The sequence below is a fragment of the Pseudoflavonifractor capillosus genome, from assembly GCF_016899775.1.
In the GTDB taxonomy this organism is placed as follows: Bacteria; Bacillota; Clostridia; order Oscillospirales; family Oscillospiraceae; genus Lawsonibacter.
In genome coordinates this window covers 41,308-53,688 of sequence record NZ_JACJJE010000020.1, presented here as the reverse complement: position 1 = coordinate 53,688, position 12,381 = coordinate 41,308, and the positions used below count along the sequence as shown (strand labels likewise).

The window sequence follows — 12,381 nt, the reverse complement described above, 5'->3', positions numbered from 1 at the left end:
CAGGCGGCCCTGATGCTGATGAAGGCTCTGGGCTACTTCCAGTACGGCAGCGACTTCGGCAGCGACTGGCAGCTGGCCACCGTGGCTCAGGGCAACAAGATCGACCTGTTCCAGGATGTGGACTCCGGCGTGCGTGAGGCCATGACCCGGAACGATCTGGCTCAGCTTGTGCTGAACACCCTGGAGGCCGGCACCGTCGAGGCCGAGTCCGACGGCAGCTTCTCTGTCGGCGACGTCACCTTTACCAGCGGTGTAAAGTACAACTACATCACTAGCGGCCGCTCCTATGCCAAGGCCATCAACGACAAGCTGGACACCAACAACGACGCAACCCAGTCCAGCGGTTCCATTGTGGAGCTGGGCGAGAAGCTGTACAATGGCGATCTGACCAAAGAGAACAGCGGCACCGACAATTTTGGCCGTCCCGCCACCATTTGGTCTTACAAGAACGACGAGATCGGCACCTACCCCGAAAAGGCGGAGGGCACCTGGACCACCAAGGTCTCTGAGCGCGATCTCTACTCCGCCGCTGGCTCTACCGCCGTGGACAAGTACTCCTGGACCGTGTACGTAGACGGCAAGGCCGTCGACTTCGATCCCGACGATCTGTCCCGCAGCAGCGACGACCGGGTTCTGACCACCGGCAACGGTGTTCTGACTGAGTGCTTTGTGGACACCGACGCGGAAGAGGTCGTGGTCACTCTTATCAACACCTATGTGGCTGATGTCAACAAGGTTGTTAAGAACAACGACGACTACACCGTCACGGTCAACTACAAGACCAGCCCCAAGGGCGTCACTCTGAATCGCGAGTTCGACACCGAGACCGAATTTGCCAAGGACGACGTGGTCATCCTGACCGTCGCCAATGGCGAGATCCAGTCTATGGCTCTGCCGGAGAAGATGTCCGGTACCGTCAGCTCCGTCAAGAGCAACGACTACCTGAAGATCAGCAGCACCACCTACAACTATAACTACGCCTACACCAGCAAGGACCGGATTCTGGGCGGCCTGTACGACCTGGAGAACAACGACGCTGCCAACCCTGAGGCTGGCGACGACGTGACCATCTATCTGGATGCCAACGGCTGCGTGGTGGCCATCGAGGGGGCCGACACCTCCGCGGATGATTATCTGTACGTAACCGGCACGGATGTCGCTTATGGCGATGTATCCGCCAAGGTCGTCTTCTCCGATGGTACGAAAGCCACCATTGACATTGACGAGGTCAACGGCCACGACGCCAAGGTCAGCAAGGACGTCAAAGACTATACCCAGAATGGCAACGCTGTCATTGAGGACATGGTCTACAAGTTCGCCAAGAGCGGCAGCGACTATGACCTGACCACCGTGTTCGACAAGAACATTGACGGCCGCGACTACAAGGCGACCAATTCCAGCCAGGCCATCAAGATTGAGAAGAACTCCGCTTCCTTCAGCTTCTACAAAGTTGAAAATGACAAGGTAACGGATAGCAAGACCGGCGACCCCTTTACCGCCAACAGCAACACCGTCTATGTGGACGTGGAGAACAACCGCGTCTTTACCGGCTACCGCAACGTGCCCGGCATGACCAGCAAGGCCGGCGGCTTCGTGGTGCTGAACGACGGCGTGGTGGAGATCGTGTTCCTGACCGACGCCGGCTCCTATGACGTGGACGACGACAGCTTCTTCTTCGTGAAGAGCACCAATGACAAGGAGGTCGTGGACACCGAGGACGGCGACCGCTACGACTGGACGGTCTATGTCAACGGCGCCAAGGAGACCATCTCCCTGACCAAGGGCGCCTCCAGCACCATCAGCGCGCCCGGTCTGTACAAGATCGAGTCCACCAACAGCAAGGATTGGATCGACGATGTGACCGAGCTGGTCACCAACTTCAGCGCGGACCAGTCTTGGGCTACCTATGCCGAGAAGGAGCTGCTGAAGCTGAACAACGCCGACAAGGGCGACCTGACCGGCGAGAAGGACAAGAAGAAGAGCACCTTTGCCTTCAACGGCGACACCACCTTCATGGTTGTGGAGCTGGATAAGAACGGCAAGCCCGACGACATCCGCACCGGCAACTACAACGACATCGAGACCGACCGCGACGGCCGGACCGCTGTCTATGTAGCCAACGTGGAGGATAAGACCGACGACACCCCGCTGGCCACCCTGGTTCTGGTCATCGTGCCTTACGAGGGAACCACCTCCGGCGGTCAGGGCCCTGCCACCGATAACACCGTTATCGTGAACGGCACCAGCATTACCTATAAGGTCGGCAAGGGTGAGGATGTTCCCTCTGTGACCGAGATTCGGGACGATGTTCTGAACAAGCTGAAGGAGTCCTGGAATCCCAGCCGCGGCGACCGTATCTCCGGCAGTGTGGAGAGTGGTCTGGAGCTGACCGTAAATGGCACTACTTATACCATCACGGTTGACAAATCTGCAAATACGCCGCGTGAGGTAACTCTGGGCGAAAATGTTGCCAACAGCTATATCCTGGGCGGTACCACAAAGGCCAAGGCCGGCGATAAGATCACTATTACTTTGACCCAAAAGGTAGGTTCTGACCTCGCTCTGGATGCTGTATATAAAGTTACCGGTTCCAATGTACCGGCTGATACCCGTGCTGTTGTGACTAAGGCTGGTGTAACCTCTGCAACCAAGGATGTCTACAACAAAATTGTTTTCACCACTCCTGAAGAGTTCTCTGCCGCTGTGAAGAAGGGCAATATCTACACTTATGCCAACGGAACGTACACTCCGGTCAGCGAAAAGGATGACCTAAAAGACGTCGTATACTTTGAAAAAAGTCCTGAGACAGTCGATGCTGTACAAGGTATTATTACTATCACCTTCACTATGCCTAGCAACGATGTGAAGATTGAAGGCCTTCCTAAGGCATAATTTAACCCTTTAAGGCTCATTCTGGCTCTATTATTTAAAAGATATCCCTGGGTTTTTGGACCCAGGGATATCTTTTTATTGAAATGCAATGTAATAATATGATTCCTCAATTGTGTTTGTACGAACATAATTCTCATCCTCAAATGTACAATAAACCCGAAAACCGTTCTGCACGATTTCCAGAACCGTTTGAGACCCAGCTTTGACCGGCGCCCCGGCCAAGGCCAGGCCGCCCCAGTAGTTATTCAGCGTATCGGTTTGATACACCGAGCCAAAGGACGTCACCAGCAGCACCGCCTGCGGGGTAAAACCCAGGGAAATCATGCGGTGCTCTGTACCGTCCCCGGTGTAACGGCCAAAGGTAATTTTGGTCAAATCCGCAGTGATCTGCTGAATTGAGGTGTCTGCCGCTGAAATCCGGCCGTCCAGCTCCTCCAGTTCGGACCGCTCCGCCTTTTGTGCCAGCGCCGCGTCCAGCTTGGCGTTGTCGGCGTTGAAGTCGGTGCGTAAAACCTGGTCGGCGGGCTCCCACTGGTTCAGCTCATAATGTTCGGTGTAATTCGCCGCCATAAATCAAATTTCCTCCTTGTTTGAGTTTAGCCCGGTAACCCAGCGGGCGGGTGAGGATACCCGCCCCTACGGGATTCCCGCAAAAGAGGCGAAACGCAGTTTCACACAAAGTTCTTTTGCCTACTTTTCTTTCAAGAAAAGTAGGGGTCTGTTCAAATAAGGAGAAATTTGCCCCTTTGTGGGACGTTTGGATACATATATTGGGAATTAGGGCGGAGTGCGCCTGTGGGGGGCGGGCGGCCCGGGTGTGCCGCCCTTACAAGAGAAAGGGGGACCTGTCCCCTCATCCGCCCCCTTCGGGGGCACCTTCCCCCCAGGGGGAAGGCTTACGGGCGGGTGAGGACACCCGCCCCTACGGAAATTGTGGACAAAAAACGGCGGGCGCACAATGTGCGCCCCTACACCGCATTTACAAACGGCTCTATATACAAGAAAAGGGACAGGTCTCGGACCTGTCCCTTAAAACACAGAGGCGAAACGCAGTTTCGCAGAAAATTTCTTTGCTTACTTTCTTTTTCAAAGAAAGTAAGACAGGCCGGTGGAGAGGGGGGAGAGGCGGTCCCCCAGGCGCTCCTTGAGCACGGCGAAGGCGGCCGGGCCGGTGCAGTGGCCGGTATAGACCCGCTCCACCCCCTGCTCCAGAAGGGCGCCGGCCACCGTACGGGCGTACTCCGGGGTGCAGTTCATGCCGCTGGGGGCGGAGGCGCTGAACATGTGCAGGCCGCCCACCACGGCGTACACCGGCTTTTGAAGCTGGTCACGCACCCCCTGGACGATGTTCACGATGCCCCCGTGGGAGCAGGAGTTGAAGACCACCAGCCCCCGCTCCCCCTCCAGCACCAGGGACTGCTCGTGGGAGAAATCGTCGGGGACAAACTGGTCCTGGCCCACCTTCCGCAGCAGGTTGGTCTCCTGGCTGGCGAAGGGCCCGCCGTGGACGGTCTCCGGGACCAGCCAGATCCCCTCCATAGGCTGGGAGAGGGCGTCGGAGAGGACAAAGCGGTCCCGGAAGCCCTCCCAGATGTCCCGGTGGACCCCGATGAACCGGGGCGAGCCCTGGGAGGTGGAGAAATAGGGCCCGCCCGCCCCGGTGCGGGCGTACACCTTGGCCGTTTGATTTGCCGCGAAGAACCGGCGCAGGCCGTCGGAGTGGTCATAGTGCCCGTGGGAGAGCACCGCCAGCTCCACCTGGCTCAGGTCGATCCCCAGGGCGGCGGCGTTGTCCGCAAATTTCCCCGAGGAGCCCGCGTCCAACAGCAGCTTGTGCCCCCGGTGCTCGATGTAAAGGGACAGCCCGGCCTCCGCGCTGAGACAGGACCCCTCCGGGGCCGTATTTTCCATCAAAACTACAAATTTCATGGGGATGCTCCTCTCTTTTGTCATTCCCACCGGATAGGATTGCGGTTTGGGCGAACACATAGGTTCGCCCCTACACGGATGCCGGGGATACGCCGTAGGGGCGGCACACTGGGCCGCCCATTTGCGGGCCGGCCGGTGTCCGGCCCCTACGCAACGGCGGCGGGGATTGGGCGCACACACAGGTGCGCCCCTGCTTAGGACAGGCTGGTAAAGAGCTGCTCCTGGGCGGCTTTCAGACCCTCGGCCAGGGCCTGAACGTCCTCCAGGGTGGTGTCGTAGGAGAAGCTGATGCGTAAAACCCCGTCCAGCTCCTTCTTGGGCAGCTTCAGGGCGGCGTACACGTGGCTGGGCTTCCCCTTGTGGCAGGCGGAGCCGGAGGACAGGCAGATCCCCCGGTCGCTCAAAAACCGGACGATGACCTCGCTCTTATAGCCCGGCAGGGTGACCGCCAGAATGTGGGGGGCGGTCCCCTCCCCCACCCGCTTCAGGCCGGGGACCTGGGCGGTGAGCCGCCGGAGGGTCTCCTCCTTCAGGGCGGCCATGTGGGCCATGTCCCCCTCCAGGGAGGCCGCCCCCGCCTCCACCGCCGCGGCAAAGGCGGCGATCTGGGCGGTGGCCTCGGTGCCCGAGCGCAGGCCGTTCTCCTGGCCGCCCCCCCGGATCATGGGCGGGAACTTCAGGCCGCCGCGGATGTACAGGGCCCCGACCCCCTTGGGGGCGTGAATCTTGTGCCCGCTCACCGTCAGCAGGTCCACCCCCAGTTCTTTGGGGGTAAAGGGCACCTTCAAGAAGCCCTGGACCGCGTCGCAGTGGACGAGGGCCTTCGTCTTCTGATGGACCAGTTTAGCCGCCTGGGCCACGGGCAGGACGGTGCCCAGCTCGTTGTTCACCAGCATCATGGACACCAGCACCGTGTCCGGCCGCAGGGCCCCCTCCAGGTCGTCCAGGGAGATATTCCCCGCCCGGTCGGGCTGGAGATAGGTGACCTCATACCCCTGCCGCTCCAGGGCCTTGCAGGGCTCCAGCACGGCGGCGTGCTCATAGGCGGTGGTGATGATGTGCTTTCCGGTGCGGCGGCCCAGCTCCACCGCCCCCTGGATGGCCCAGTTGTCCCCCTCGCTGCCGCAGGAGGTAAAGAAAAGCTCCTCAGGCCGGCACCCCAGGCCGGCGGCCGCCTGGGCCCGGTGGCGCTTCACCGCCTCCGCCGCCTGGGTCCCCAGGGCATACCGGGAGGAAGGATTCCCCCACCCCTGGGTCATGACCTCTACCGCCGCCTGAACGGCCTCCGGCCGCACGGGGGTGGTGGCCGCGTTGTCAAAATAGTGGATCAAACTCCGTCACCTCGGAATATTGGATTCTGGTGGGGCATATCCCCTAAAATATATTATTTATTGTATGCGCCGCCGGGGGGAAAGTCAAGGCGGCCGGGCAGCCTTGCAAAGGCAGGAAGCGTTGGGTATAATAGCGGAGAGAGACCCGGCTCCGGACCGGGACAGGAGAGGATGGAAGCCCATGGCGCGGAGAAAACAGGTCCTATGCTGGTGCGTGCTGGCCCTATTGCTGGCCGGGTGGCTGTATATCGCCTGGAACGTGCCCTACACCCACGACGACTGGGACTGGGGCCTCCCGGAGGGGCTGGAGCGCTGGCTGTCCGGGACGCTGAACAACCGGTACGCCGGCACCTTTTTTGTGCTGGCCATGACCCGCTCCCAGCTGGTGAAGACGGCGGTGATGGGGGGCTGCATGTTCCTGATTTCCCTGCTCCTGGGCCGCCTGGCGGGCCGGGGACAGCCGGACCGTGCCTTCTCGGTGACGGTGGTCACCGCCGCCCTGCTGTTCACCACCCCCATGGACTCCTGGCAGCAGTCCCTGGGCTGGGTATCCGCCTTCGCCAACTTTGTGGTGGCGGCCGTGTTCCTGCTGCTGGTGCTGCTGCTGTGGCAGCGGGCCTTCTCCGCCCCCCTCTCCAGGGTCCAGGGGACAAAGCTGGGGGCGGCCCTCTTCTTCCTGTGCCTGGCCGCACAGCTCTTTGCCGAGCACCTCACCCTGATCCTCCTGTGCGCCGCCCTGGTGTGCGCGGGCTGGGCCCTGTGGAAGAAGACCGCCCGCCTCCCCATTCTGTGCTCCCTGGCCGGGTGTCTGCTGGGGGCGGTTCTCATGTTCCACAACCCCCTCTATGGGGAGCTGGCCGCCAGCGGCCAGGCGGTGGATGGAATCCGGAACCTGGTGGCGGAGCCGGGACAGGGCCTGTTCACGGCCGCTTTGAAGCGCTTCTTTGGGGAGGTGCTCCCCTGGCTGTTTGAGTGCTTCCCCGGGGCGGCGGCCCTGGCCTCGGCGGGCTGCCTGTGGCGGCTGATTCGCCGGAGGACCCCCTGGTTCCTCACCATCCCCGCCGGGCTGTGGATGGCCTATTACTGCGCTCAGAACTGGCTCTACCTGAATCAGCTCCACCTCTGGGGGGAGTGGACCTACCCCTGGCCCCTTCTGCGGGGGCCGGGAGCAGCCATTCAGCTGGCGCTGATGGCCGCCGTCCTCCTCACCGCCCGGGAGAAGAGCCGCCCCACCTGGCTGCTCCTGCTGGCGGCGGCGGTGGGTCTGCTGGCCCCCTTCGCCCTGCTCCGGGACAGCGGCGCCCGGTGCGCCTTTCTGTCGGCGGTGGTGCTCATGGTGCTGGGCGCCTCCCTCCTCTCCGACCTCCCCTGGTCCCCCCTGCTCCAGGGGGCCGCTCTGGTGGGGCTGGCGGCGGGACTGGTTTTTCACCTCCACGCATACGCCGCCATCGGCCGCAGCGAGGCCATCCGCCAGGGCCAGATGGCCCAGGCAGTCGCCCAGGGGGCGGACCAGGTGGTGCTGCCCACCGAGGGCTGGGCCTACTGCTACTGCTGGCAGCGCAACCCCTCCCCGATGCGGGCGGACTACTTCCGGCAGTTCTACGGCCTCCCGGCGGACATGGAGCTGGTTTTCCTCCCCCGGGGCTCCTCCGAGCTGTGGCCGGAGGTCCCGGAGGCCATGTGGGCCGGGGCAGTGTACCTCCCGCCCACAGAAAGTTAATGGGATTTTTCCCTCCCCACTGGTACAAGGCCTCCTATCTGTGTTATAATGGGTCCCAGAGAGATTTTTGGGCCAGCCCGCCCCATGGGCCGGCCGTTGAAAGGGGTGACCGCTCTTGGAACGGTCGATCTGCTATGTAGTGGGGGCCATGCCCCTGTCCTGGTCCCTGTGTCCCCACCCGGGGGCACAGGACTTTGTCATTGCCGCCGACAAGGGGTATGAGGCTCTGGAGGCCTACGGCGTGCCCCCCGACCTGGTGGTGGGGGACTTCGACTCTCTGGGCCGGCGGCCCAGCCACCCCAACGTGATCCAGCTCCCCTCGGCCAAGGACGACACCGACATGGTATACGCCCTGCGGGAGGGCCTGGACCGGGGCTTCCGCCGCTTCGTCCTGCTGGGGGGCGTGGGGGGCCGTCTGGAGCACACCCTGGCCAACCTCCAGGCCCTCTCCTGGCTCACCACCCAGGGGGCCCGGGGCGTTCTGGCCGGGGAGGGGACGGTGGCCACCGTCCTCCGGGATGAGACCATGACTTTCCCCGCCGGCCTCACCGGCTTCTGGTCCGCCTTCTGCCTGAGCGGAACGGCGGAGGGGGTCACCCTGCGGAATCTGAAATTCGAGCTCACCGACCACACCATCTCCGCCGACTTCCCCCTGGGGGTCAGCAACGAGTTTTTGGAGCAGCCCGCCCAGGTGTCCGTCCGCAGGGGCGCCCTGCTGGCCATGTGGCGGGAGCAGGGGGACTTCTACCGCCTGCTGCCCCAGCTGTGGAACCGGGAGCCAATCCAACACGAAGGAGAATGACCATGGATCATACCGTAAAAGCCCTGGTGCTGGCCGCCGGGAAGGGGACCCGGCTCCAGACGGAGGGGATCGACCTGCCCAAGGTGATGCGGCTGGCCGACGGAAAGCCCCTGCTCCACTATGTGCTCTCCGCCCTGGACTTTCTGCCGCCGGAGGACGTGATTCTGGTGGTGGGCTGGAAGAAGGAGGCGGTGCTGGAGGCCTATCCCCAGTACCCCCACGCCGTCCAGGCCGAGCAGCACGGCACCGGCCACGCCGTCCAGTGCGCCGCCCACCTGCTGGAGGGCTTCCAGGGCCACGTGATCATCTGCTGCGGCGACGCCCCCCTGATGAAGAAAGAGACCTTCCAGGCCCTGGCGGATACCCACCTGCGGGAGGGCAACGCCTGCACCCTGCTCTCCGCCGTCCTGCCCGAGGGGGGCAACTACGGCCGCATCCTCCGGGATGCGGACGGCTCCTTCCGGGCCATTGTGGAGGACAAGGACTGCACCCCGGAGCAGAAGCAGATCCGGGAGGTGAACACGGGCACCTATGTGTTCCACGTGCCCGAGCTGCTCTCCTCTCTGGGCAAGCTGAGGAATGACAACGCCCAGGGGGAGCTCTACCTCACCGACGTACCCGCCTTCATCAAGGAGGCCGGAGGCCGGGTGGGCCTGTGCGACACCTGCTCCCCCGACGAGATGCTGGGGGTGAACACCGTAGAACAGCTCCAGGAGGTGGAGGCCATCCTCCGGAAAGGCGGAGTGAGCCGTGGCTGAGAACGAAAACGATCTCCGATTGGCCGTCCTCATCGACGCGGACAACGCCTCCCGCACCGCCATGAAGGATGTGATGGCCGAGGTGGCCGTGTACGGCACCCCCACCATCAAGCGCATCTACGGGGACTGGACCAGCCCCAATATGGCCTCCTGGAAGTCCATCCTGCTGGAGTGCGCCCTCACCCCCATCCAGCAGTACGGCTACACCACCGGGAAGAACTCCACCGACTCGGCCATGATCATCGACGCCATGGATATCCTGTACTCGGGCAACTGCGACGGCTTTGTGCTGGTGTCCAGCGACTCCGACTTCACCCGCCTGGCCATCCGCCTGCGGGAGGCGGGGATGAAGGTGTACGGCATGGGGGAAAAGAAAACCCCCAAGCCCTTCATCGTGGCCTGCGACAAGTTCGTCTATATCGAGGTCATCCGGGCCGCCGCCAAACAGGCCGCCGCCCAGCAGTCCGAGGACGAGCCGTCCAAAACTGACGCCAAGGCCCAGAAGCACGCCTCCAAAAAGGAGAGCAAAAAGAGCGCCGCCAACAGCTCCGGCATCCCCGACGATATCGCCGAACTCATCGCCGAGTCGGTGGAGGACGTGTGCGGAGAGGACGGCTACGCCCACATGGGCAAGCTGGGCAACCTGCTGCTGAAAAAGCAGCCCGACTTCGACCCCCGGAACTACGGCTTCTCCAAGCTGTCCAAGCTGATCCGCGCCCTGGGCCGCTTCGACTGGAAGACCGAGGGCACCGACAACTCCGAATACTTCGTCCGGGACACCCAGCGGGACCGGGAGTGACCCCCTCCCCCTTGTTTTTTCCCCCGCATTGTGTTATACTGAACACCCCAATGGGGGTACAATACCGCAAAACGGCACAGAGGAAAGGGGGTGTCCGCCGTGGCTGAGAGCAAGGGCATCAAGATCGTGGCCAAGAACAGCAAGGCCCACCACGATTACTTCATTGAGGAGAAATATGAGGCCGGCATCGAGCTGGCGGGCACCGAGGTCAAGTCCATCCGCCAGGGGCACGTGAACCTGAAGGACTCCTTCTGCATCGTCAAGGACGGGCAGATGTCTGTCATCGGCATGCACATCAGCCCCTACGAGAAGGGCAACATCTTCAACAAGGACCCCCTGCGCCAGCGGCGGCTCCTGATGCACAAGCGGGAGATCTTAAAACTCTTCGCCCGCATCAAGCAGGACGGGTACTCCCTCATCCCCCTGTCCATCTACTTCCGCGGCCCCCGGGTCAAGCTGGAGATCGGCCTGGCCAAGGGCAAGAAGCTCTACGACAAGCGGGAGACGGCGGCCCGGAAGGACGCCAAACGGGAGATGGACCGGGCCATGAAATCCCGGAACAGCCGGTATTAACTGAAAATCTGAGTTGGGCGGTGCGGCCGCCCGTAGAAAAGGAGTGTTTCCCATGGCACACAATCCCATCGTCACCATCGAGATGGAGGACGGCGGCGTCATGAAGGCGGAGCTCTACCCCGACGTGGCTCCCAACACGGTCAACAATTTCATCAGCCTGATCCAGAAGGGCTACTACGACGGCCTGATCTTCCACCGGGTTATCCCCGGCTTCATGATCCAGGGCGGCTGCCCCGACGGCACCGGCATGGGCGGCCCCGGTTACTCCATCAAGGGGGAGTTCACCGGGAACGGTTTCCAGAACAACCTGGTCCACGACCGGGGTGTGCTGTCCATGGCCCGCACCATGGCCCCCGACTCCGCCGGCAGCCAGTTCTTCGTCATGGTGGAGAAGGCTCCCCACCTGGACGGCCAGTACGCCGCCTTCGGCAAGGTCATCGAGGGCATGGAGGTGGCCGACGCCATCGTCAATACCAAGCGGGACTGGAACGACAAGCCCCGTCAGCCCCAGCGCATGAAGAAGGTCACCGTGGACACCTTCGGCGTGGACTACCCCGAGCCGGAGAAGGTCTGATTTTCCCCGAGTAAGCGTCTCCCATACCGGCGCGCGTTTGCGCGCCGGTATGGTCCCAACTTTTAATTTTCCCAAACCAGAACGGTTTTCTTCCAAAGGGCGGCGAAGCCGCCACCCAAATCGAAGCCCAGCGTAAGCGGGTTCGATTTGGAGAGGAGGAGCAAGGGAGCGGGCGCAGTTTTCGCCGCCAGGCGGAAACGGAGCTGAGCGGACTTTGCAAACATTCTCCCGTATTCGGCGGCGAAGCCACCACCCAAATCGAAGCCCAGCGCAAGCGGGTTCGATTTGGAGAGGAGGAGCAAGGGAGCGGGCGCAGTTTTCGCCGCCAGGCGGAAACGGAGCTGAGCGGACTTTGCAAAAATTCTCCCGTATTCGGCGGCGAAGCCGCCAGCCAAATCGAAGCCCAGCGCAAGCGGGTTCGATTTGGAGAGGAGGAGCAAGGAAGCGGGCGCAGTTTTCGCCGCCAGGCGGAAACGGAGCTGAGCGGACTTTGCGACGACGAGGGGGCGTACCGGTTTCGACGGGGACACGGAAGTGGGAATAGCGGGCGGTGGCGCCTGGCCACCTTAAAACAGGCACTTCTTTATAAATTAAAGAACAACGAAAATTACGCTTACGCTGCTTAATTAACAGCAGCCGTCCAACCCGGAAGGACCACGAGCCGGGATTGGGCGTCGTTTAGTGGTGCACGTGCGCCGGCAAAGCTTTGCGCCGGCCATGAATCATGAAGCTCACCAGACCCCTGGGCGTGACGGCTTGCCCAGGGTGACGGGAACAGGGAGAGCAAGACTCCCGCAATAACCGTCTGCGCCCGGAGAAGTTCCCATGGAAGGGTTTTCGGACGGGAGTTCGACTCTCCCCGCCTCCACCAAAAAGAAAGACACGCTTATAGCGTGTCTTTCTTTTTGGGCTTCGCGGGCCGACGGCCCGCTCCGCCCTTCGGTGATTCAAATGCTCGGGATGGCAGAGCCATCCCTCCGCCGAGGTTTTGCCTCCGGCAAAA

Annotated in this window: 11 protein-coding genes and 1 other RNA gene; 8 read left to right on the top strand and 4 right to left on the bottom strand. The window is 62.2% G+C overall.

Annotated features, from left to right (window positions below):
• A partial coding sequence (locus H6B31_RS08285; protein ID WP_204898092.1) for a hypothetical protein occupies positions 1-2,892 on the top strand: 2,892 nt, incomplete at its 5' end.
• 75 nt (positions 2,893-2,967) lie between these two features.
• On the opposite strand, the gene H6B31_RS08280 is transcribed toward H6B31_RS08285, so the two are convergent.
• The 3 genes from H6B31_RS08280 to H6B31_RS08270 form a co-directional block, all read right to left on the bottom strand.
• A complete protein-coding gene (locus tag H6B31_RS08280; protein ID WP_204898091.1) occupies positions 2,968-3,462 on the bottom strand; it encodes a hypothetical protein in 495 nt (164 codons plus the stop codon).
• A gap of 516 nt (positions 3,463-3,978) precedes the next feature.
• The gene (locus H6B31_RS08275; RefSeq protein ID WP_204898090.1) at positions 3,979-4,821 is read right to left on the bottom strand and encodes an MBL fold metallo-hydrolase; all 843 of its coding nucleotides are present in this window, start codon (positions 4,819-4,821) and stop codon (positions 3,979-3,981) included.
• A 194-nt stretch (positions 4,822-5,015) separates the two neighbouring features.
• Complete coding sequence (locus tag H6B31_RS08270; protein WP_207752287.1) at positions 5,016-6,152, bottom strand: cysteine desulfurase family protein; 1,137 nt, start codon at positions 6,150-6,152, stop codon at positions 5,016-5,018.
• A gap of 181 nt (positions 6,153-6,333) precedes the next feature.
• Between H6B31_RS08270 and H6B31_RS08265 the strand changes: the two genes are divergently transcribed.
• The 6 genes from H6B31_RS08265 (at position 6,334) to H6B31_RS08240 (ending at position 11,378) form a co-directional block, all read left to right on the top strand.
• Positions 6,334-7,872 carry a hypothetical protein gene (locus tag H6B31_RS08265; protein WP_204898089.1) on the top strand — a complete coding sequence of 513 codons (1,539 nt, stop codon included), beginning with the start codon at positions 6,334-6,336 and terminating at the stop codon, positions 7,870-7,872.
• A 115-nt stretch (positions 7,873-7,987) separates the two neighbouring features.
• Complete coding sequence (locus H6B31_RS08260; RefSeq protein WP_242972739.1) at positions 7,988-8,674, top strand: thiamine diphosphokinase; 687 nt, start codon at positions 7,988-7,990, stop codon at positions 8,672-8,674.
• Positions 8,675-8,676: 2 nt separating this feature from the next.
• Entirely contained in the window at positions 8,677-9,432 is a 756-nt protein-coding gene (locus H6B31_RS08255) for a sugar phosphate nucleotidyltransferase (RefSeq protein WP_204898088.1), read from the top strand.
• Positions 9,425-10,231 carry an NYN domain-containing protein gene (locus tag H6B31_RS08250; protein WP_204898087.1) on the top strand — a complete coding sequence of 269 codons (807 nt, stop codon included), beginning with the start codon at positions 9,425-9,427 and terminating at the stop codon, positions 10,229-10,231. The genes H6B31_RS08255 and H6B31_RS08250 overlap by 8 nt, the downstream gene beginning before the upstream one ends.
• A 99-nt stretch (positions 10,232-10,330) precedes the next feature.
• On the top strand, positions 10,331-10,804 hold the full coding sequence (gene smpB / locus H6B31_RS08245; protein WP_087289640.1) for an SsrA-binding protein SmpB: 474 nt from the start codon (positions 10,331-10,333) through the stop codon (positions 10,802-10,804).
• 52 nt (positions 10,805-10,856) lie between these two features.
• Entirely contained in the window at positions 10,857-11,378 is a 522-nt protein-coding gene (locus H6B31_RS08240) for a peptidylprolyl isomerase (protein ID WP_204898086.1), read from the top strand.
• Between the two features lie 62 nt (positions 11,379-11,440).
• Here the strand turns inward: H6B31_RS08240 and H6B31_RS08235 are convergent, their stop codons facing one another.
• Positions 11,441-11,908 carry a hypothetical protein gene (locus H6B31_RS08235; RefSeq protein ID WP_204898085.1) on the bottom strand — a complete coding sequence of 156 codons (468 nt, stop codon included), beginning with the start codon at positions 11,906-11,908 and terminating at the stop codon, positions 11,441-11,443.
• Between H6B31_RS08235 and ssrA the strand changes: the two genes are divergently transcribed.
• Positions 11,881-12,249: a transfer-messenger RNA gene (gene ssrA / locus H6B31_RS08230) on the top strand. The genes H6B31_RS08235 and ssrA overlap by 28 nt on opposite strands.
• Positions 12,250-12,381 lie beyond the last annotated feature (132 nt).